Source organism: Puribacter membranae (genome assembly GCF_055380425.1).
In genome coordinates, this window is record NZ_AP040167.1 from 1202803 (window position 1) to 1222826 (window position 20024).

The 20024-nt window shown below is 52.8% G+C and carries 18 protein-coding genes; 12 read left to right on the plus strand and 6 right to left on the minus strand.

Annotation, left to right across the window (positions count from 1 at the left end):
- Positions 1 to 230 precede the first annotated feature (230 nt).
- A complete protein-coding gene (locus ACZ41M_RS05895) occupies positions 231 to 2597 on the plus strand; it encodes an LPS-assembly protein LptD (RefSeq protein WP_464732046.1) in 2367 nt (788 codons plus the stop codon).
- Positions 2598 to 2743: 146 nt separating this feature from the next.
- On the opposite strand, the gene ACZ41M_RS05900 is transcribed toward ACZ41M_RS05895, so the two are convergent.
- On the minus strand, positions 2744 to 3169 hold the full coding sequence (locus ACZ41M_RS05900) for an Lrp/AsnC family transcriptional regulator (protein ID WP_464732045.1): 426 nt from the start codon (positions 3167 to 3169) through the stop codon (positions 2744 to 2746).
- 160 nt (positions 3170 to 3329) lie between these two features.
- Here ACZ41M_RS05900 and ACZ41M_RS05905 point away from each other — a divergent pair, with 160 nt between their 5' ends.
- The 6 genes from ACZ41M_RS05905 (at position 3330) to ACZ41M_RS05930 (ending at position 8845) form a co-directional block, all read left to right on the plus strand.
- Positions 3330 to 4382, plus strand: a complete 1053-nt coding sequence (locus tag ACZ41M_RS05905; protein ID WP_464732044.1) for an ornithine cyclodeaminase — start codon at positions 3330 to 3332, stop codon at positions 4380 to 4382.
- A 63-nt stretch (positions 4383 to 4445) separates the two neighbouring features.
- Entirely contained in the window at positions 4446 to 5318 is an 873-nt protein-coding gene (locus ACZ41M_RS05910) for a transporter substrate-binding domain-containing protein (protein WP_464732043.1), read from the plus strand.
- 168 nt (positions 5319 to 5486) lie between these two features.
- Positions 5487 to 6197 (plus strand): ABC transporter permease, encoded by a 711-nt coding sequence (locus tag ACZ41M_RS05915; protein ID WP_464732042.1) that lies wholly within the window; start codon positions 5487 to 5489, stop codon positions 6195 to 6197.
- Positions 6187 to 6894, plus strand: coding sequence for an ABC transporter permease (locus ACZ41M_RS05920; protein ID WP_464732041.1), 708 nt, complete (start codon positions 6187 to 6189; stop codon positions 6892 to 6894). Before ACZ41M_RS05915 ends, ACZ41M_RS05920 begins: the two co-directional genes overlap by 11 nt.
- 19 nt (positions 6895 to 6913) lie before the next feature.
- Positions 6914 to 8053 carry a M14 family metallopeptidase gene (locus tag ACZ41M_RS05925; RefSeq protein ID WP_464732040.1) on the plus strand — a complete coding sequence of 380 codons (1140 nt, stop codon included), beginning with the start codon at positions 6914 to 6916 and terminating at the stop codon, positions 8051 to 8053.
- Between the two features lie 27 nt (positions 8054 to 8080).
- Positions 8081 to 8845 (plus strand): ABC transporter ATP-binding protein, encoded by a 765-nt coding sequence (locus ACZ41M_RS05930; protein WP_464732039.1) that lies wholly within the window; start codon positions 8081 to 8083, stop codon positions 8843 to 8845.
- A 94-nt stretch (positions 8846 to 8939) separates the two neighbouring features.
- On the opposite strand, the gene rocF is transcribed toward ACZ41M_RS05930, so the two are convergent.
- From rocF to ACZ41M_RS05955, 5 genes are all read right to left on the minus strand, one after another.
- Positions 8940 to 9854: an arginase gene (gene rocF, locus ACZ41M_RS05935; protein ID WP_464732038.1), complete on the minus strand. Its 915-nt coding sequence runs from the start codon at positions 9852 to 9854 to the stop codon at positions 8940 to 8942.
- A gap of 15 nt (positions 9855 to 9869) precedes the next feature.
- Complete coding sequence (rdgB, locus tag ACZ41M_RS05940; RefSeq protein WP_464732037.1) at positions 9870 to 10496, minus strand: RdgB/HAM1 family non-canonical purine NTP pyrophosphatase; 627 nt, start codon at positions 10494 to 10496, stop codon at positions 9870 to 9872.
- A 40-nt stretch (positions 10497 to 10536) separates the two neighbouring features.
- Entirely contained in the window at positions 10537 to 12429 is a 1893-nt protein-coding gene (locus tag ACZ41M_RS05945) for an MFS transporter (RefSeq protein ID WP_464732036.1), read from the minus strand.
- Positions 12430 to 12517: 88 nt separating this feature from the next.
- Positions 12518 to 12979 carry a CBS domain-containing protein gene (locus ACZ41M_RS05950; protein WP_464732035.1) on the minus strand — a complete coding sequence of 154 codons (462 nt, stop codon included), beginning with the start codon at positions 12977 to 12979 and terminating at the stop codon, positions 12518 to 12520.
- 41 nt (positions 12980 to 13020) lie between these two features.
- Positions 13021 to 14277: a YihY family inner membrane protein gene (locus ACZ41M_RS05955; RefSeq protein WP_464732034.1), complete on the minus strand. Its 1257-nt coding sequence runs from the start codon at positions 14275 to 14277 to the stop codon at positions 13021 to 13023.
- Between the two features lie 416 nt (positions 14278 to 14693).
- Here ACZ41M_RS05955 and ACZ41M_RS05960 point away from each other — a divergent pair, with 416 nt between their 5' ends.
- The 5 genes from ACZ41M_RS05960 to bioA are packed head-to-tail and all read left to right on the plus strand — an operon-like array spanning position 14694 to position 20010.
- Positions 14694 to 15371: a DUF2069 domain-containing protein gene (locus tag ACZ41M_RS05960; protein WP_464732033.1), complete on the plus strand. Its 678-nt coding sequence runs from the start codon at positions 14694 to 14696 to the stop codon at positions 15369 to 15371.
- Complete coding sequence (locus ACZ41M_RS05965; protein WP_464732032.1) at positions 15358 to 16788, plus strand: FAD-binding oxidoreductase; 1431 nt, start codon at positions 15358 to 15360, stop codon at positions 16786 to 16788. The genes ACZ41M_RS05960 and ACZ41M_RS05965 overlap by 14 nt, the downstream gene beginning before the upstream one ends.
- Before the next feature lie 44 nt (positions 16789 to 16832).
- A complete protein-coding gene (locus ACZ41M_RS05970) occupies positions 16833 to 18062 on the plus strand; it encodes an aminotransferase class I/II-fold pyridoxal phosphate-dependent enzyme (RefSeq protein WP_464732031.1) in 1230 nt (409 codons plus the stop codon).
- Positions 18059 to 18706 carry a dethiobiotin synthase gene (bioD, locus tag ACZ41M_RS05975; protein WP_464732030.1) on the plus strand — a complete coding sequence of 216 codons (648 nt, stop codon included), beginning with the start codon at positions 18059 to 18061 and terminating at the stop codon, positions 18704 to 18706. The genes ACZ41M_RS05970 and bioD overlap by 4 nt, the downstream gene beginning before the upstream one ends.
- Positions 18703 to 20010 carry an adenosylmethionine--8-amino-7-oxononanoate transaminase gene (gene bioA / locus ACZ41M_RS05980; protein WP_464732029.1) on the plus strand — a complete coding sequence of 436 codons (1308 nt, stop codon included), beginning with the start codon at positions 18703 to 18705 and terminating at the stop codon, positions 20008 to 20010. Before bioD ends, bioA begins: the two co-directional genes overlap by 4 nt.
- Positions 20011 to 20024: the final 14 nt, after the last annotated feature.

Genomic DNA, 20024 nt, shown 5'->3' on the forward strand with positions numbered 1-20024 from the left:
AACGTTATTTTCTCGGCGAAAATCCACCATCGCCAAAGCCAGCGCACTCAATAATCAGGTACAATGAGTCCGCTTTTGCTGTCGTCGCGTATTCTACTCGATTTTATGTGGTCAATATAGCCCATCACCGTTGCAATCCGGCGTTACAATTGGCTGCTCACTTGTGCCAAGCGCATGGAGCAGCACAGCAATCCCTTTACTTGAACCATTGCTTAAAACATTGATCGCCCATGCTATTTGCCGGAAAAACAGTCACTGCGTCGCATACCCCATTGGTCAATCCCTTGACCAAACACGTTCTGCGCGCCTTGGTGTTGCTCTCCTGTGCAAGTGCCTTGGTGGAGCCGGTGAGCGCGCAAACCATTTCCGAAGAAGTCTGGGTAGCACCTGCGCCGAAAACCGCGCCGCCCGCCGAGGAGGTTTTGCCCTATTGCCAAGATCTGCAAGATGCAAAAACCGTTGGTGCGACCGACAACACCGGCAATACCTTAGCGGTGTCCGATAGCGTCACCGCCGTGGTCAATCAGGACATCTATCTCAAAGGCAAAGCCTGCATCAGTCGCGAAGACACACGCGTGCAAGGCGACACGATTCATTACGATTACCCGAGCGAGCAAGTATCGGTCAACGGCAATGCGAAAATGGTCAAAGCCGACGGTGGCTCCATCGCCGGTCAAAACCTGCAATACAATCTGTCGAGCGAAACCGGCCGCGTGACACCGGCGGACTTCACCGTCAGCAAAACCGATGGACGCGGCAAAGCCGAATCCTTGACCCTGCTATCCAGCCGCCGCGCCCTGCTCTCGCAAGCGCGCTACACCACCTGTCAGGCGGAAGACCCCGATTGGTACATCAAAACCGACTCGTTGATTTTGGATCAGGACACAGATCAGGGCATCGCGCGCAACGCCACGCTGGTATTCAAAGACGTACCGATTCTGGCCAGCCCGTACCTGCGCGTACCGCTGGGCAATAAACGTCAATCCGGCGTATTGACTCCGACCTTCGGCTACGCCTCGAGCAACGGCGCAACCATCGTTGTGCCCTACTATTTCAACATCGCACCCAATTACGACGCCACGCTTTATCCGGCTATTTTGGGCGAACGCGGTGTGCGCTTGGGTGCGGAATACCGTTATCTGACGCGCTGGGGTTCCGGTCAGTTGTATGGCGAATATATGCCGAATGACAAAAAGACCAATGACGCACGATATTATTGGATGGTTCAGCACACCACGCGCGGCGACTTGGGCAAAGGTCAATGGCGCGCCGATGTGAATTGGCAAAAAGTCTCGGACAAAGACTACATCGATGATTTTGGCTCGCGCATTGCCGATACCGCCTCGCGCACGATTCCGAGTACATTCAGTCTGCAATACAAGGACGACGATCTGTACATGCGCCTGCGCCGCAAGACTTATCAAACCTTGCAGGACAGCGCGAACAGTGTCGAAGTCCCGTATGACTTTGAGCCGCAGTTAAACGTGAATTACAAAAAGCGCTGGGGCAACTGGGTATTCAATACCCAAGCCGAATCGATTCGTTTCACCCATCCCGACAAAACCGACCACGCACGCGGCTGGCGACATATTGTTTATCCGAGTGTGAGCTATGAATGGCGTCAACCCGGCGCATTTTTCATCCCAAAAATCGGAGTTCATGCCACACAATACAATCTGAGCTATGTACCGAGCAATACCGGCGTGGTGTATGACAAAAACGCCACGCGCGTACTGCCGATCATGAGCTTAGACAGCGGATTGGTGATGGAGCGACGCGCGCAATGGTTCGGTAAAAACGTGATTCAGACCTTGGAGCCGCGGCTGTATTACGCCTACATCCCGTACCGCAGCCAAAACCAAATTTGGAACTTTGACAGCGCCTTGGCCGATTTGGACTTCTCGCGCATTTACACCGAAAACCTATTTACCGGCAGTGATCGCATTGCGCAAGCCAATCAAATCACCACCGGCGTGACCTCGCGCATCTTGTCACAAGACACTGGTGAAGAATTACTGCAAGCATCCGTGGCACAACGCTACTATTTTGACGAGCAAAGCGTCACTCTGCCGAACACCACCACAACCAACACCAGCCGCAAATCTGACGTTTTGGCCGCCATGTCGGGACGCATCGCGCCAAACCTATGGGCGCAGGGTTTCGTTCAATACAATATGGACAACAACAAACTGCTGCGAACCGACGCGGCGATTCGCTGGCAACCCAGCTTTCGTCAGGTGTTCAATCTCGGCTACCACGAAAACCGCATTCTCAAAGAACCGGCCAAAACCGTGTACGTCGCCACGCAATTCCCCGTCAGCTATGTGTCAAATAATTTGTACGCCGTGGCGCGTCTAAACTACAACCTGCAATCGAAAAAAGTCAACGATGTGTACGCCGGATTTGAGTACGCCCACGATTGTTGGATTTTCCGCTTGGTCGGGCAGCGCACGCAAACAGGGAACAACAAAGCGAGCAACTCGATCCTGTTCCAGTTGCAGCTCAAGGGACTGGGCAATTTGGGACAACGCGCCGACCAAACCATGGCCGGTCAAATAGATGGCTACCACGCCGTGGATTTTAAGGATACGCCTTAACCATATCCAAATCTCTATCCATCAAGCGATAGAGAATCGATCAAACCATTCATCATGTTTGAATCCACTTCACTTGATTCGGCGCGACGCTCTTAATCGTTTTGTCACGGCACGCGAATCCTACATAACCCTAAAAAGCAGTATTGTTAGTGCTTGAATGGAGCCAACAATATCGTGGTTTCCGTAGTCAGCACCCCATGGATGATGCGCACCTGTGCCAAGATTTCGTGAAACTCGATCAGATTATCGGTTTGTACTTCAACCATCAAATCCCAATGTCCATTGGTACTATAGATTTCCACAATACTGGGAAAACCGCGCAAAGCCTCAATCACTTTGGCCTCTTCTTTGCCTTCCGCGGTAATGAACATCAATGCCTTTATCTGGCTTTTCTCCACCTCTGGCTTGAGCGTGACGGTGTAGCCGGCGATCACGCCGGATTGCTCCAGTCGATCCAAGCGATTTTGCACAGTGGTTCGCGAAACACCTATCTTTTTAGCTAAATCAGAAACCGATGTGCGTGCATTGACGCGCAGTAGACTGATGAGTTTTTTATCTGTTTTGTTAAGCATATTTTGTCAAAGTGAAAGTTTAAATTGTCTTTTTGCCAAAACTATTTAATAAATTGTACGCTTTTTGAAGTTTTTTATTGCACATTTTGTCATTAAAATTCGCCAAATTATTTTTATTTCATAATTTTTTCACAATAACTATCCTACACACGGAGACTGAATGATGAAAACACGTTTTATTGATTTGAGCGATATGGTGGCATTGATTAACCAACACGGTTTGAAAAATGTCTTGGCCGAGCTGACTGATTTGATCCAAAAAGATTTTACCCGTTGGCAAGATTTTGACAAAACCGCTCGTGTGGCGAGTCACTCTGAAATCGGCGTGATTGAATTGATGCCGACTGCGGATCAACATCGCTATGCATTCAAATATGTGAACGGCCACCCACAAAATACCAAATACGATTTATCGACCGTCATGTCATTCGGTGGCTTGGCGGATGTGCAGACCGGTTTTCCTTTGCTCTTGTCCGAGTTTACCTTGGCGACGGCGGTACGCACTGCGGCAACCTCGGTGATGGCGGCACGCTTGTTGGCTCGTCCGGATTCACGCGTTATGGCGCTGATCGGTAATGGCGCGCAAAGTGAATTTCAAACCTTGGCGTTCCACTTCATCATGGGCATCAACGAAGTTCGCTTGTTTGACATTGACCCAGAAGCAACCGATAAGCTCATCGACAATCTGAGCGCCTATCCGGAAATCAAACTGATTCGCACAAGCTCTACGGCCGAAGCGGTCAAAGGTGCGGATATCGTGACCACCGTCACTGCGGATAAAGCATACGCAACCATCATCACACCGGAAATGATCGAACCGGGCATGCATTTGAATGCGGTCGGCGGCGACTGCCCGGGCAAAACCGAATTGCACGAAGATATTTTGCGCATGGGTAAGGTATTTGTCGAGTTTGAACCGCAAAGCCGCATCGAAGGCGACGTTCAGCAAATGCCTGCCGATTTCCCTGTGACTGAATTGTGGGAAGTGTTCCAAAACCTGAAGTCAGGCCGCGATTCAAATACCCAAGTGACTGTATTTGACTCGGTTGGTTTTGCGCTGGAAGATTTCAGCATGTTGAACTATCTGTATCAATTGTCTTCTCAATACAAATTGGGCGGCGACATTGATTTGATTCCTGAGTTCGACAACCCGAAAAACCTATTTGACTTTATCCGTCATCCACAGTCACTGCCGCACCAATTAATTGCTTGATGATTTTCATCAGTGCGTTAAGTTCGTAACATCTTATTACAACCGATATAAAAAGGAGACAACATGAAAAACACGATGACAACTATGAAAGTGGCCGCTATTGCGCTCGTAGGTGTGCTCGGCTTGGCCGCATGCCAACCGGCACCGAAGAAAACCGCAGCACCTGCGGGTGATGCAGCGGCAGGTGCAGGCAATGCCCAGCCTTTGGTTATTCGCTTCGGTACCGATGCGACGTATGAGCCATTCGAGTACACCAATGATAAAGGCGAAGTGATTGGCTTTGATATTGACACGGCAAAACTGATCTGCGAAGAGATTAAAGCGCAATGTACTTTTGTCAATCAGGCGTGGGATGGAATTATCCCGGGACTGCAAGCGAAAAAATATGATGTGATCATGTCTTCTATGGCGATCACTCCGGAACGCAAACAATCCGTTGATTTCTCCAACAAAACCTCGGACACACCCAATGCGTTCTTGGCTAAAGAAGGCGCCAACTTTGAGGTATCTGACGCCGGTTTCAAAGGAAAATCCATTGCGGTTCAGCACGGTACGGTTCAGGATTTTTATGCGACCAAATACTATCCGAGCGCCAAAGTGAAGCGTTATAAAACCACTGAGGATGCGTATGCCGATTTGATTTCAGGTCGCGCAGACGTGGTATTTTCAGACGCAATGATTCTGTCCGAAGGCTTCATGAAATCGCCACAAGCCAAAGGTTTTGCAATTTTGCCAACCACCATTCCAAACAGCGCCGACTCGGCCGTATTGGGTGATGGCGTCGGCATGGCGGTTCGTAAAGGTGATAAAGAGCTGCTCGATCAACTCAACAAAGGCTTGGATGCCATTCTGAAAAACGGCAAGTACAAGGCATTGGCCACCAAATATTTTGGTGACAATGCCAAGTACCTGTACTCCAACGACGCCAATTTCTAAGTCTGACTTTTCCATCCAGCAAAGCACCTATTTCATTTGACCTGTTTCATTTGAAATCAGGTGCTTTTGTGCAATCTCATGCGTCATACACGACCAGCAACCCATTCGATCAAAAAATGTGTTCGCGCTAATGGATCGTTGGATCGTTATTGAGTAAGGGGCTTTCGTATGTTTAATCATTTTGATGATGTGGTTCGCTATATGCCGCTGATTTTGTCAGGTGCTTTTCTGACCCTGCAATTGGCATTGGTGACACTGGCGCTTTCGATGGTGCTGGGGCTGATTGGCGCCAGTATGATGATGTCCAAAGTGGGCTTTATCCGTCGTCTGGCGGTGGCGTATTCGACTGTAATTCGTGGTGTGCCGGATTTGGTGTGGATGTTGTTGATCTATTATGGCGCTCAAATTTTGATCAACGATTGGGCGGATCGTTTGGAGGTCGTACCGATTGAACTGAATCCATTCATGGCCGGTGTATTGACCTTGTCCGTGATTTTCGGCGCGTATTTTTCAGAAACATTTCGCGGGGCGATTTTGGCGGTACCTAAGGGCTTACCCGAAGCGGGGCATGCGTATGGCATGAGTCCTTGGCAAGTATTTAAACGCATCACCTTTCCGCTGTTGATGCGCTTTGCGCTGCCGGGTATTCGCAATAATTGGCAGGTGTTGATTAAATCAACCGCGCTGGTGTCGATCATCGGTCTGGATGATATGACACGCATAACCGATCAGGCAGGTGGCGCGGTGCATGCCTCATTTTTGTTCGGCTTGGTGGCCGCGGCGTTGTTCCTCGCGATGACCAGCGTATCTTTCTGGGTGTTTCGCAAACTGGAAGTTAAATATGCCCGTGGGGTGAGAGGATATAGCTATGGAAAATAATTTTTTCACCATGCTTTGGAAAGCCTTTTTGCATTGTCTTCAGGGCATTCCATTGACTTTGGAACTGACTGCGGCTTCGGTCATTGCGGGATTCGTTTTGGCCATTCCTTTGGCAATGATTCATGCTCAACGCGACACTTGGGGCGCCAAAATAGTTCGTGCTTATACCTATTTTTTCACCGGCACGCCGTTGTTGATTCAGCTTTATTTGTTTTACAAAGGCATGCCAGAGTTTGGCTGGGTACAAGACCTGATGCAAAAAGAGAGCTGGTCGTTTTTGAAAGAAGGCTTCTTCTGGGCATGGCTGGCGTTTACATTGAACACGGCTGCGTACAGCACAGAGATTTTCTCCGGTGCGATTCGCAATACACCTCATGGCGATATCGAGGCAGGCGAGGCCTATGGCTTGACCAACCGGCAGATCATGAGCCGCATCATTTTGCCATCGAGCCTGCGCCGTGCGCTGCCTGCGTACAGCAATGAGGTCATCATGATGCTGCAAAGTACCGCTCTGGCATCGGTCGTGACCCTGTTTGAAATCACTGGGCAGGCGTTGGATTTCAATACCAAATATTATCAGCCGTTTCCTGCGTTTATTTCAGCCGCCATCATTTATTTGATTTTAACGTCATTGATGGTCTACGCCTTCCGTCGTCTGGAGCGTAAATATCTGAAACATTTGGCATTGACTCATTAAAAGATAAAAGGATAACCCCATGAGAACAGAAGTAATCGAGTTAATCAAAGGCGGCATCGGCATTCAATACGAATTGACCGTTTTGCACTTTGGTGACGAGCGTTCTGAGCGCAAAGTGTATATTCAGGGCAGTTTGCACGCCGATGAAATGCCCGGCGCTTTGGTCAGCTACTATTTGCGTCAAAAGCTGGAGCAGCTGGAGTCTGAAAATCGTTTGAATGCGCACATCATTTTGGTACCGATGGCCAATCCGATTGGCATGGCGCAAAGCATTCAGTACACGTCGTTTGGCCGTTTTGATTTATTCACTGGTCGCAATTTCAATCGCTTGGGCGATCTGAATTTATACGAAATGACCACACGCCAGTTGCACGACGATCAAGTGACGCTGGGGCAAGATGCGCAGGAAAATACGCGCCGGATCCGCCAAGCCATGGGTAAAGCCATTGCCAGCTATCAGCCGAATAATGCGATTGAATCACTGCATCACAACTTGGTTCGACTCGCTTACGATGCCGACATCGCGCTCGATTTGCACTGCGATTGCTGGGCCATGATGCACATTTACACCTTGCCTGGCTTGTGGCCGCAATTGGAGCCTTTGGCACGCTATATTGGCAGCCATTGCCAACTGGTTGCGGACGACTCCAATTCCAACTCCTTTGACGAAGCGCTGTCCACGGTGTGGTTGAAACTGCAAAGCGACTACCCTCAAGCGAATATTCCTTTGGCCAATGTCGCTACGACCGTGGAGTTACGCGGGGTGCATGATTTGCGTCACGAAGATGCCGAACAGGACAGTCAGGCACTCATCAACTACTTCATTCAGCAGCAATTGATTACACCGGATGAACAGGGTGTGCCGCCAATGCCAAATCTATTGGCCGAGCCAACGCCACTCGCGGGGGTTGAAACCATCGTGGCGCCGGTCAATGGCGTGGTGGTGTTCCGCGTACAGCCGGGGCAAAACGTTCAAGCAGGCGATGCGATTTTGGATCTGGTCGATCCGACGCGCGGGCAGATCACCACGGTACACGCGACGATTGACGGATTCGTCTACGCGTGCAATACCTTGGTGCCATTTGCGCACATCGGCTCGGAGCTCGCCACCATCGCGGGCGCCAAAGAGTTAGCGCACGGTGCGCGTCTTTCCCCTTGATCCTATATCCCACAGCAGGAGCATCCTATGTATAAACTGGAAGTCAGCGGTATTCATAAAAAATTTGGCGACAACGACGTGCTACATGGCGTGGATCTCAATGCCAAAGCAGGCGACGTGATCAGCATCATCGGTTCTAGCGGTTCAGGCAAAAGCACCTTCTTGCGCTGTATCAATCTGCTGGAATCACCGAACCAAGGCAAAATTGTTTTAAACGGGGAAACCTTGGCCTTAAAAGCGCAGAAAACCGGCGAGCTACAGGCGGAAGATCGCAAACAGCTGCAAAAATTTCGCAGCAAACTGTGCATGGTCTTTCAGCATTTCAATCTCTGGCCGCACATGACGGTGCTGGACAATTTAAAAGAAGCGCCCATGCAAGTGCTCGGTGTATCCGAAGCCGAAGCCGTTGCGCGTGCGAAAAAATATCTCGAAAAAGTCGGCCTGGTCAATGTCGAAGAGCGCTACCCAGTCGCCTTATCGGGCGGTCAGCAGCAGCGCGTGGCCATTGCGCGGGCGCTGTGCATGGAGCCGGAGGTCATTTTGTTTGATGAGCCCACCTCCGCGCTCGATCCAGAGCTGGTCGGCGAAGTGCTCAAAGTCATGAAACTTCTGGCGCAAGAAGGACGCACCATGATCGTCGTCACGCATGAAATGGGCTTTGCGCGTGAAGTCTCCAACCACTTGATTTTCCTGCACAAAGGCAAAATCGAAGAGCAAGGCAATCCGCGTGAAATTCTGGCCAATCCTCAATCGGAGCGTTTAAAGCAATTTTTATCGGGAAATTTAAAATAATCCGAGTGAATCAATAAACCATTCACTTTGCTGTTATCCATAGAATAAGGGAGCCAAAGCTCCCTTATTCATATCCATCATCGCAACACACATCCTACACCCGCATCAGGGTGGATTTGCCAAACAAACTATCTACCAAGTCCACCGCCAGTTGTGCGGTCTGATTTTTCACATCAAACGCCGGATTCAGCTCCATGATATCCAGCGAGGCCAAGCGCCCTGTGTCGGCGATCATCTCCATGCACAATTGCGCCTCGCGGTAGGTCGGGCCACCGGCAACGGTCGTACCCACGCCCGGCGCGATACTCGGATCGAGGAAATCGACATCAAAGCTCACATGCAAATGCGTGTTGTCGGTCATGCCGTACAACGCCTGCTGCATGGTCGCGCGCATGCCCTCTTCGTCAATAAAGCGCATATCGAACACATCCAAACCGACTTGATGCACCAAGCGTTTTTCCCCCTGATCAACACTGCGAATGCCTATTTGGCGCACCACATCCGGCGTGATGGCTGGTGTTTGTCCGCCAATGTGCGTCAAAAGTTCGGGGCCGATACCGCATAAAATCGCAACCGGCATGCCGTGAATATTGCCCGTCGGCGTTAACTCATTGGTATTGAAATCCGCATGCGCGTCCAGCCACAGCACGCGCAAATCCTTGCCCGTTTCACGACAATAGCGCGCCACCGCGCTGATGGAGCCGATGCCCAGACAGTGATCACCGCCCAAGGTAATCGGCAAACGACCATTTTTCAGTGCCTCGTAGTACGCTTCGTGCAACGACTGGTTCCACTGGCGCACTTGCTCCAAATGACGGTAGCCGTCGGTCGGCGGCAGCCACGGATTCGCCGGCCCCACCAGATTGCCGCTGTCCTCGACCTGCAAATGATGCGCCCGCAACATCGACTCAATTCCCGCGACGCGCAAAGCTTCAGGCCCCATCGATGCGCCGCGCGCACCTGCGCCAATATCCGTTGGCACGCCGATGAGTTGAATGGTTTTGCTCATGTGTTGCTCCTTTTATTATTGGTGTGAATATTCGTTTTTCAGTTTTTCAATCAATGCCTGTACCGCTTGTCCACGGTGACTGAGTGCGTTTTTTTGCACCTTATCCATTTGCGCTACGGTCACGTTCCATTCAGGGATGAAAAAGTAAGGATCGTAACCAAAACCACCATCGCCTCGTGGTTCATCAATCATTTGCCCCCACCATTGACCGTCGCAAATAATCGGCTGCGGATCATCTGCCGAACGCACCAATACCAACACGCAGTAGTAATACGCCCGACGATCGGACATGCCGCGCAAATGTTCGCGCAATTGTAAATTATTTTGCGTATCTTTATCCAAATCCGGATTGAGTAAAGGCGTGAACAAGGATGCATAGCGCGCAGAAAACACGCCCGGCGCACCGTTTAACGCCGGTACGCACACGCCTGAGTCGTCTGCCAACGCGGGCAAACCGGTGTGGCGCGCCGTATGCCGCGCCTTGTGCAGCGCATTTTCCACAAAGGTATGAAACGGCTCGTCACATTCCGGCACGGCAAACTGCGCCTGCGGGCGTACCGCGATCGACAAAGGCGCGAGCAAACGCTCAAACTCCACCAGCTTTCCCTGATTATTCGACGCCAAAACCAACTCTGAAAACATATCGTCCCCCTGATTCGTTCTATTGGGTTGTTCTATCCAACTATTGCCAATCACCACGCAACTGCCGCACCGCCGCCTCCAAATTCGCCGGTGTCGCTTTTTCCGGCGCGATCGGCTCACCCACAGTCACCTCGACTTTGGAAAAGAAACCGCGCACGAATGGCTTGCTCATCGCCGCGCCATTTTTGCGTGAGAAAAAAGAACCCCACAAGCCCCGCAGCGCAATCGGCACCACCGGCGCGGAATGCAAAGCCAAAATTTTGCTAATCCCCGCACGAAACGGTGCCATCTCACCATTGGCCGTCAAGTGCCCTTCGGGAAAAATGCACACCAGTTGCCCATCCTCCAGCTCCTTTTGCATCTGCAAAAACGCCTCTTCCAGCACAAACTCATCCTCCTTCGCACTGGCAATCGGAATCGCCTTGAGCGAGCGAAACAGCGCGGACAGCACCGGAATCTTAAAAATCCCCGCATCCATCACAAAGCGAATCGGTCGCGGACTGGCCGCCATCAAGAAAAACGCATCGACGAACGACACATGATTGGCCACGATCAAAGCCGCGCCTTTCGCCGGAATCCGATCACGGTGGATAAAACGCACACGGTACATAATCGAGGTCAACACCCACGCCAAAAAGCGCCACAAAAACATCGGTACCAAGCCAAAAATATACACCGCCACCAAAATATTCAACAGTGTCACCACCAGCAAAATCTGCGCTACATTCAAGCCCAGTAAGGTCAAGCCCATCGCCAACAGTGCCGCCGCCACCATAAATAAAGCGTTCAAAAAATTATTCGCCGCCACGATGCGCGCACGATGCGACGGCGCAGCATAAGTCTGCACCATCGCGTACAACGGCACGCTGAACAAACCCGCACACACCGACATCATCAGCAAATCTACGAGCAAACGCCAGCTCGCGCCCTGCGCCAAAAACGCCGGCACATCCATCAACGCACCGCCATCAGCCTGTCGGCTCAAAGCCAAAATCGCAAAAAACAGATCTATGCCAAACACGCTCATGCCGATCGCGCCCAGCGGCACCAAGCCGATTTCCAACTGATTGCGCGACAAGCGCGCACACAGCATCGAGCCCATCGCAATACCGATGGAAAACGTCGCCAGCATCAGCGTCACGCCACGCTCGTTCACCGCCAAAAGATCCTTGGCCAGCGGCGCAAAATGCGTCAAAAACGTCACCCCGAAAAACCACAGCCACGAAATACCGATCATCGCATGAAACACCGCCATATCCTCGCGCGCGATGCGCAGATTTCGCGTGATTTCCGAGAACGGATTCCAATTCATCCGCACCGCCTGAATCGGCGGCGCGCTCGGGATGAAACGGCTGAACAACACGCCTGCCAGCGCAATGATCACGATCAACGCACTCAAAGCCTGAACGCCCGCGTCACCGCGATGCACCAATTCGCCCGCCGTGATTGATCCGGTCAAAATCGCGATGAAGGTCGCCATCCCGACCAAACCATTGCCCGCGACTACCTCTTTCGCACCCAAAGCCTGCGGCAAAAACGCATATTTCGCCGGCCCGAACACCGCCGAATGCGTACCCAGCAGCAAAATGCACAAATACAGCAGCCACGCATGATGCGCGAGCAAACCATACGCAGCGAGCAGCACGATGAACAACTCAAACAGCTTCACCCAGCGCATGATCGCCGCTTTATCGTATTTATCCGCCAACTGCCCCGAAGTCGCTGACAGCAACAAAAATGGCAAAATGAACAAGCCCGCGATCAAATTGCTCGCCAAAGCCGGCGCCAAACCGCCGTAACGCACCGCATAAAACGAGGTGAGCAAGGTCAAACCGGTTTTAAACAAATTGTCATTGAAGGCGCCCGAGAACTGCGTCAAAAAAAACGGTAAAAACCGTCGCGTCGTCAACAAGGAAAAGGAGCTTTGCGCCATGCCGTATCCACTGTGTTCTTTTGATTCATAATAAAAAGCGGGCAAATAAACATCTGCCCGCTCTTTGCCTTAACCAATCACCCGATTTTTATTCGTCCGTTCCTGATTTTTCAGGGTCTTCCGGCCAATCGCGAATATACGCCTTGAGCAATTGATTTTCCAATTTTTGCGCCTGAATCATGCTTTTCGCCACGTCAAACAGCGACAACACGCCCATCAGCACATCGCCTTCCATCACCGGCACATAGCGCGTGTGCGAGTCGAGCATTTTTTGACGCATTTCATAGACGTCCAACTCCGGTGTCAACACCAGCGGCTCGCGTGCATACGCATCCGCAACCGTTTGATCCGCCACTTTACCGCCGTTGCGATGAATCGCATGCAAAATCTCGCGGAAGGTCAGCATACCCACCAATTTGCCTTTTTCTAAGACCACCAGCGAGCCAATGTCTTCTTCAACCATTTTCGCAATGGCATCGCGCAGATACTTATCCGGTGCGGTGGTATATAGGATATTGCCCTTGATGTTCAGAATTTCAGCGACTTTCATGTGTTTCTCCAGGAGTAATTGGGCTAATTGTAACCATAACTTCAGGGGTTGGCTACTGTTTTAGCCTCAAATAATTGGTTCAAACTGACATCATGCGCCGCTGTATGCTGCAATTCGGTCAAATAACGCGCCCACGGCAGATTTTGCTGCTCGGCCAAATTAGCAAAATACGGCGTATCGAACACAAAGGCGTCGTACACATCGGCCAGCCGTACCTGTTCGCCATCGGCGATCAAGGCCCAACCGTAGCCACCATCTGTGCGCTGGATTTTTCCGACCCAACCGCGCGCTTGCAAACACTCGACAATATGCGCCAGCTCCTCGCTGTTGAGTTTGATCTGCTGCTGCAAAGCGCTCCAGCTCATCATGCGCGCCGGTGATCGTTGCGCTTGATGCAATAAATACAGCACCATCAAGGCCTCAGGCAAACGGTCGCCTGCACGCGCTTCGCGCCGCCAGCGTTCGTATTTGAGAATCGGCAGATTCGCGGTAATCCCCGCACCGAACAAAATCCCCATCCAGAACACATACAACCACAGGAAAAACGCGGGGACGATGCTGAATGCCCCGTATAAAATCGCGTAACCTGAAAAATATTTGAAAACCGCCGAGAATGATTTGGTCAACAACAGGAACACCAACGCAGCCAAAAAACCGCCGACTAAGGCATCTTTCCATAAAACTTTGCGATTAGGCACAAACACATACAGCGCGGCAAACGCCCCCATCGACAGGACAAAAGGCAACAGCCAATTCAGCAACGGCCCGAGAAGCGGGATGTTAATCAAACTCAGACCATGCATCACAAAGTTAATCAAAAACAACGCGCCGCCAAATACAAACGGCCCCAAAGTAATCACTGCCCAGTAAATCGCCAGATTGCGGCGAAACGAGGTGGACTTTTTGATCTGCCAAATATCGTCAAAGGCGCGATCAATGATGGACATCGTTGAAAGTGATGAAAAAATCAAAAATATACCACCGACCAAGGACAGACGCGAGCTGCGTTCGGTAAACGTGGTGATCTGCTGCATCACGACCTTGCTCATGCGTGCGGGCATGAGGTTTTCGGTCATGAAGTTCTGAATTTCTTTTTGAAAACCCTGAAATTGCGGCAAAATGGTCAAAATCGACAGCACAATCACCAGCAACGGCACCAAAGACAGCACTGTCGTGTAGCTCAGACTACCGGCCACCTGCGGCAAACGCAGCGCGCCCATACGCCGCCACAGAAACGCAGTGGCGGCCTTAAGGGTTTTCGCGTGTTCTAAAAACTGTTTGAATAATTCTTCGATCATGAATGCGTTCGATTAAGTGAATCCGTATTGATTTTAATATCTTGTTTTTCTTGGGCTTTGGCATCAATCGTTCAAAACGAGCCGACCCAAAACACGCTCATTTTAAATGGGTATCCGTAAAAAAGATATTCCGAACCCAAGATATTCTGCCTTTGCACGCGGTTTATCGATTCCAACGAATGATCGCGGCTATAATATCGCTACGCACGCCGTCAAAACGCACCGGAGAATGTTAGAAAATATGGGCAAAAATGGCGTGCTCAATCAATCACCGTCACTCCCGCGCAAGCGGGAGTCCAGTTTGTCATTCTAACGGATGGTTTTATTAAAAACTTCTGGATACCCGCCAACGCCGGTATGACAGTATATTTTTAGATTTGCTATCCAAGTATTCAGCGAGTATTACAGCGAGCATTATGAACTCAACCACCAGTACCCCGCTCCAAGCCTTAGCCAAATGGACCGCCGCCAGCGTCGCCCTGCTGTGTGTGCTGTGTGTGCTGTGGGAAAGCATCGGCGCACCGGTCAAACCGTTGAGCGAAGGCTTTCCGTGGCTCACGCTCAAAGCGGTTCCACTGCTGCCGCTGATTCCTCGTCTGTTTCGCGGTGAGCGCCGTGCCTTTCAAATCCTCAGCCTGCTGATTTTGCTCTACTCCACCGAAGGCTGGGTGCGCGCTTTCTCCGACATCAGCCCGACCAGCCGCTTATTTGCTTGGGTGGAAATCGCGCTGTCGCTGGTGATTTTTGTGCAGGCCGTACGCTACGCGCGTAAAACCCGCCCGACCGCACCTCCCGCCAATCTTGCCAACACCCCAGCTAAAGAGCGCGCACCACGCCCGAGTGGCAAATCGCAGCTCATGATGTATGTGTACGCAACGCTGCTGTGCTTGACCGGCATGTCCTTTATGTACGCACCCGACGGCAGCGAATCAGCGCGCTTTTATCAGGTGGTCTGGCTGATTCGAGCGGCCTTCGTCGCGCTGAATCTATGGCTGCTGTTCAACCTCATTCGTCAAGGACGCGCGCAAGCAAGATGCGCACAAACAAAACGCGCACAAACCGAATCATCCAACAACGACCATGAGCCAGCCTGATTTCTCCGCCCTTCTCGCCCAGCTACGCAGCCTCATCGGTGAGAACCATGTGCGCACTGGCGAAGCGGCAAAGCCCTTTCACACCGACGAGCGCAACCGCTATCACCGCGCACCGCTGGCGGTGGCCTTGCCCGAAAACGTTGAACAAATCAGTCAAATCGTGCGCCTGTGCGCCGCCCACACCCCAAAAATCGCCCTGATTGCCCAAGGCGGCAATACCGGACTGGTCGGCGGCTGCGCGGTACTCGAACACACACCGAGCCTGATTCTCAACCTCACACGGCTCAATCGCATCATCGCGCTGGATACTCAAAACCAAACCATGACCGTTCAGGCCGGCGTCACATTAGCGCAGGTACAGCAGCACGCCGCCGCGCACGGCCTATTGTTCCCGCTCAGTCTGGCCTCGGAGGATTCCGCCACCATCGGCGGCAATCTGGCGACCAACGCGGGTGGCACGCAAGTGTTGCGCTACGGCACGATGCGCGAACTGTGCCTCGGCTTGGAAGTGGTATTGGCTGACGGACAGGTTTTGAGCGAGCTGAACACCCTACGCAAAAACAATACCGGCTACGATCTGAAGCAACTCTTCATCGGCACCGAAGGCACACTCGGCATCATCACCGCAGCGGTATTGAAACTATACCCGCAGCCCGTGCGCCGCCAAGTGGCACTGATCGGCGCGACCGATTTGCCACGGCTGATGCAGGCGTTTGACCGACTGCGACAACGTTTTGACGCGAATTTAACCGCGTTTGAGCTGATTTCGCCCTACGCCATGCAACTGGTCTGTGGCCACCTGCACTGCGCGCACCCGTGGGCGCACACGCCGAATTTATACAGTGCTTTGATCGAACTATCACAAACGCACAACGAGAATGATGCGCAATCGTGCCTCATGCCCTTAAACGAGCTGCTGGAGCAAAACCTCATTGAGCAGGCCATCGTCGCCGACAGCCTCGCGCAGGCCGAACACCTGTGGCGGCTGCGCGAGCAGATTTCCGCTGCGCAAAAAGCCGTTGGCAAAAACGTCAAGCACGACGTCAGCGTGCCGATCTCGGCGATTGCCACATTCATCGCAGCAACTGAAGCCGCGCTCGAAGCGGCCTACCCCGGTATTCAGACCGTCGTGTTCGGCCACATGGGCGACGGCAATGTGCATTTTAACGTCAGCGCGGGCGCGGCCTTTGCCAACGCCGACGAGCTGATGGCGCACGAAGAAGCGATCAACGCCATCGTCTACCAACAGGTTGAATATCATCACGGCAGCATCTCCGCCGAGCACGGCATCGGCCTACTCAAAAAAGCACGGATGTTCGACATCAAAACACCGGTAGAATTGCATCTCATGCGCGCGCTCAAGCACACGCTCGATCCGCACAACCTGATGAATCCACACAAAGTTTTACCCGATTAACCCAAGCCACAAAACCCACACAAAAGCACCCTACAATACGCGCCATGAATTCATTACAACTACAAAATGAGACAAGCGCCGAGCCTGCTTTAATTCACGCCTATTGGCAAAAGCAATTGGATCAACGTGAACAAAATCGACAAAAGCGTCGTTTGCGCACCCCCTTGGCCATTGATTTTTGCTCGAATGACTATTTGGGCATGGCGCGCGCGCTCAATCACAGCGAGATTGAGCCAAACGATCATCCGTTTGCCCAAAAGATGGCACAACTTGCCGCGCAATTTAGCGCGGCACACGGCTCAACCGGTTCGCGTTTATTGTCGGGGCAAGCGCACATCATCAGCGAGCTGGAGCGTGCCATCGCGCAGTTTCACCAGACCGAAGCGGCACTGCTGTTTAACTCGGGGTTTGATGCGAATTTGGGCACACTCGCGGCGATTGGCAACCGACACACAGTATTTTTATACGACGATCTGTGCCACGCCAGCCTGATTGACGGTATGCGTTTGTCACTCAGCCCATCGGTTTACAAATTTCGCCACAATGATTTAAAGCATTTGCACGAATTGCTCGAACAACACGCGGGCAAAACCATCGTCATCGTGGTTGAATCGCTCTACTCGATGGATGGTGACATGGCGCCGTTGCGTGAATTGGCCGAGTTGGCAAAACAATACCGAGCCGCCTTGGTGGTGGATGAAGCGCACTCCACGGCGGTGTTTGGCGAACAGGGACAGGGTTTAACGCAGCAATTCGGCGTTCACAACGACGTCACCATCCGCATCCACACCTATGGCAAAGGCATGGGCTGCCACGGCGCAGCAGTGGTCGGCAGCCAAACCTTGATTGACTACCTCATCAATTATGCGCGTGCCTTCATTTACACCACCGCATTACCACCGGCAAGCTACGCAGCGATTGCGCGAGCGTATGCGCAGTTGCCGCACAACCAACACCAACGCACGGCTTTGCACAACGTCATCCACGGGTTTCAACAACTGCGCGCCCATTACGATTGGCCAACATTGGGCGTGACCTGGCTGGCGAGCGACACAGCGATTCAAGGACTGGTGATCGGCGATGTCGCACGCACCCATGCGGTTACCCACGCATTACACGCGCAAAACTTGGACGTGCGACCGATATTTTCGCCCACTGTACCGGCAGGCAGCGAGCGCCTGCGCATTTGCCTGCATGCATTCAATACCGACGATGAAATGCGCCTGCTGTGCGACACCTTGTGGCGTGCGCTGTCCGCGGAGGTGCAGCCATGAGCCACGCCTACACACCGATTACCCTCACCGGCATTCACACCGACATCGGCAAAACGGTGTGCGCGGCCGTATTGGCACGCGCGCTGCAATGCGACTACTGGAAACCGATTCAGGCAGGCAGTTTGGATCACACCGACAGCGACACGGTACGCCGCTTGAGCGACACCACGCGCATTCACCCCGAAGCCTACCGACTGCAATGGGCCGCATCGCCGCACACGGCTGCGCGTGCGGAGCAGGTGACAATTGCGCTGACCGATTTAAACGCACCCGCGACGCAGCAACCGCTGCTGATCGAAACCGCAGGCGGCGTCTGCTCACCGATCAATGATCAAGACGTCGTCGCCGATCTACTGGCGCATTACCACTGGCCAACGGTGTTGGTCACGCAGCACTATTTGGGCAGCATTTCGCACACGGTTTCCGCGATTGACGCGCTCAAAGCGCGCGGCATCCGCATCCTCGGCCTGATTGTGAATGGTGACGCGCATGCCGAATCGGAGCAGTTCATCACGCAGTACAGCCGCTTGCCCATACTCGCGCACATAGCCCGCATGGACGAGCTGTCCGCGCACAATGTGGCGCAGCAAGCCCTGCGCATCGCGCCGCAACTGACTGTTTTAAAAGAATATTGGACATTATGAAACAAACATTAAACCTGACCGAACGCGACCGCGCCGTCATCTGGCATCCATACACGCCGATGAAACTGCGCCCAAATGCACTGGGCATCGTGCGTGGCGAAGGCGTGCATTTATACGATGAGCACGGCAAAGCCTACATCGACGCGGTGTCCTCGTGGTGGGTTAATCTGCACGGCCACTCGCACCCGCAGATTGCGCAGGCGATTTACCAGCAGGCGCAAACGCTCGCACACTGCATGTTTGCCAATCTCACGCACGAACCGGCGGTGCAATTGGCCGAACGTTTACTGGCGATCACACCCGGCGAGATGCGCCATGTGTTCTACTCGGACAACGGCTCCTGCGCGACCGAAATCGCCATCAAAATGGCGCTGCAAGCCTTCACCAATCGTGCTCAACCGCGCCGCACCATCGTGGCTTTGGCCGATGGCTACCACGGTGATACCTTCGGCGCGATGTCCGCCAGCGGCCGCGGGCTGTTCACCGAACCGTTTGACGACAAACTGTTCAACGTCACCTTCATCCCCGCGCCCACACGCGAGCGCGCAGCGGAGAGTTTGGCCGCGTTGCAAAAAATATTGGCCAACGGTGACGTCGCCGCATTGATCGTCGAGCCGTTGGTGCAAGGCGCTGCGGGGATGCAAATGCACGATGCCGACGCGCTGTCGCAGCTGTTCGCCGCCGCTAAAGCCGCCGGCGCGTATGTGATCGCCGACGAAGTGATGACCGGCTTTGGTCGCACCGGCACACTGTTTGCCTGCGATCAGCTCAGCGTCGCGCCCAATATGATTTGCCTGTCCAAAGGCTTGACCGGCGGCACGCTGCCGATGGCGGTAACGCTCTGCACCGACGCAGTGTATGACGCGTTTTACAGCGACGATGTGCGCCACGCGCTGTACCACGGGCACTCCTACACCGCTAATCCGATTGCCTGCGCGGCAGCGTTGGCCAGTCTCGATTTACTGTTAACCGACGAATGCGCCCAAGCACGCGCCATGATTGCCGATGCGCACCGCGCCTTCGCTGACGAAATGACCACGCATGCCAAAATCGAAAACGTGCGTACCTGCGGCACGATTTTAGCCATGACCATCCGCACCAGCAGCGGCTCGCACTACCTCAGTCAGGAACGCGACCGCATCTACCACTACTTTCTGAACCGAGGTGTGCTGCTGCGCCCGATTGGCAACGTGCTGTACCTGATCCCGCCGTACTGCATCAGCGCAGCGCAATTACAGCAAATTTACGCGCACATCCGCGATTTTTTACAGACCGACGGCTCTGCCGACCTCAACATCGTTTAACCCTGACAGCGAAA

Bases quoted from the DNA above. Each gene is read 5' to 3' on its own strand.
- bioD (WP_464732030.1), top strand. From the start codon at position 18,059: ATGAGCCACGCCTACACACCGATTACCCTCACCGGCATTCACACCGAC.
- rdgB (WP_464732037.1), bottom strand. From the start codon at position 10,496: ATGTTTTCAGAGTTGGTTTTGGCGTCGAATAATCAGGGAAAGCTGGTG.
- ACZ41M_RS05905 (WP_464732044.1), top strand. From the start codon at position 3,330: ATGATGAAAACACGTTTTATTGATTTGAGCGATATGGTGGCATTGATT.
- ACZ41M_RS05955 (WP_464732034.1), bottom strand. From the start codon at position 14,277: ATGATCGAAGAATTATTCAAACAGTTTTTAGAACACGCGAAAACCCTT.
- ACZ41M_RS05970 (WP_464732031.1), top strand. From the start codon at position 16,833: ATGAATTCATTACAACTACAAAATGAGACAAGCGCCGAGCCTGCTTTA.
- ACZ41M_RS05920 (WP_464732041.1), top strand. From the start codon at position 6,187: ATGGAAAATAATTTTTTCACCATGCTTTGGAAAGCCTTTTTGCATTGT.
- ACZ41M_RS05930 (WP_464732039.1), top strand. From the start codon at position 8,081: ATGTATAAACTGGAAGTCAGCGGTATTCATAAAAAATTTGGCGACAAC.
- ACZ41M_RS05925 (WP_464732040.1), top strand. From the start codon at position 6,914: ATGAGAACAGAAGTAATCGAGTTAATCAAAGGCGGCATCGGCATTCAA.
- ACZ41M_RS05950 (WP_464732035.1), bottom strand. From the start codon at position 12,979: ATGAAAGTCGCTGAAATTCTGAACATCAAGGGCAATATCCTATATACC.
- ACZ41M_RS05965 (WP_464732032.1), top strand. From the start codon at position 15,358: ATGAGCCAGCCTGATTTCTCCGCCCTTCTCGCCCAGCTACGCAGCCTC.
- ACZ41M_RS05945 (WP_464732036.1), bottom strand. From the start codon at position 12,429: ATGGCGCAAAGCTCCTTTTCCTTGTTGACGACGCGACGGTTTTTACCG.
- ACZ41M_RS05895 (WP_464732046.1), top strand. From the start codon at position 231: ATGCTATTTGCCGGAAAAACAGTCACTGCGTCGCATACCCCATTGGTC.
- ACZ41M_RS05915 (WP_464732042.1), top strand. From the start codon at position 5,487: ATGTTTAATCATTTTGATGATGTGGTTCGCTATATGCCGCTGATTTTG.
- bioA (WP_464732029.1), top strand. From the start codon at position 18,703: ATGAAACAAACATTAAACCTGACCGAACGCGACCGCGCCGTCATCTGG.
- ACZ41M_RS05960 (WP_464732033.1), top strand. From the start codon at position 14,694: ATGAACTCAACCACCAGTACCCCGCTCCAAGCCTTAGCCAAATGGACC.
- rocF (WP_464732038.1), bottom strand. From the start codon at position 9,854: ATGAGCAAAACCATTCAACTCATCGGCGTGCCAACGGATATTGGCGCA.
- ACZ41M_RS05900 (WP_464732045.1), bottom strand. From the start codon at position 3,169: ATGCTTAACAAAACAGATAAAAAACTCATCAGTCTACTGCGCGTCAAT.
- ACZ41M_RS05910 (WP_464732043.1), top strand. From the start codon at position 4,446: ATGAAAAACACGATGACAACTATGAAAGTGGCCGCTATTGCGCTCGTA.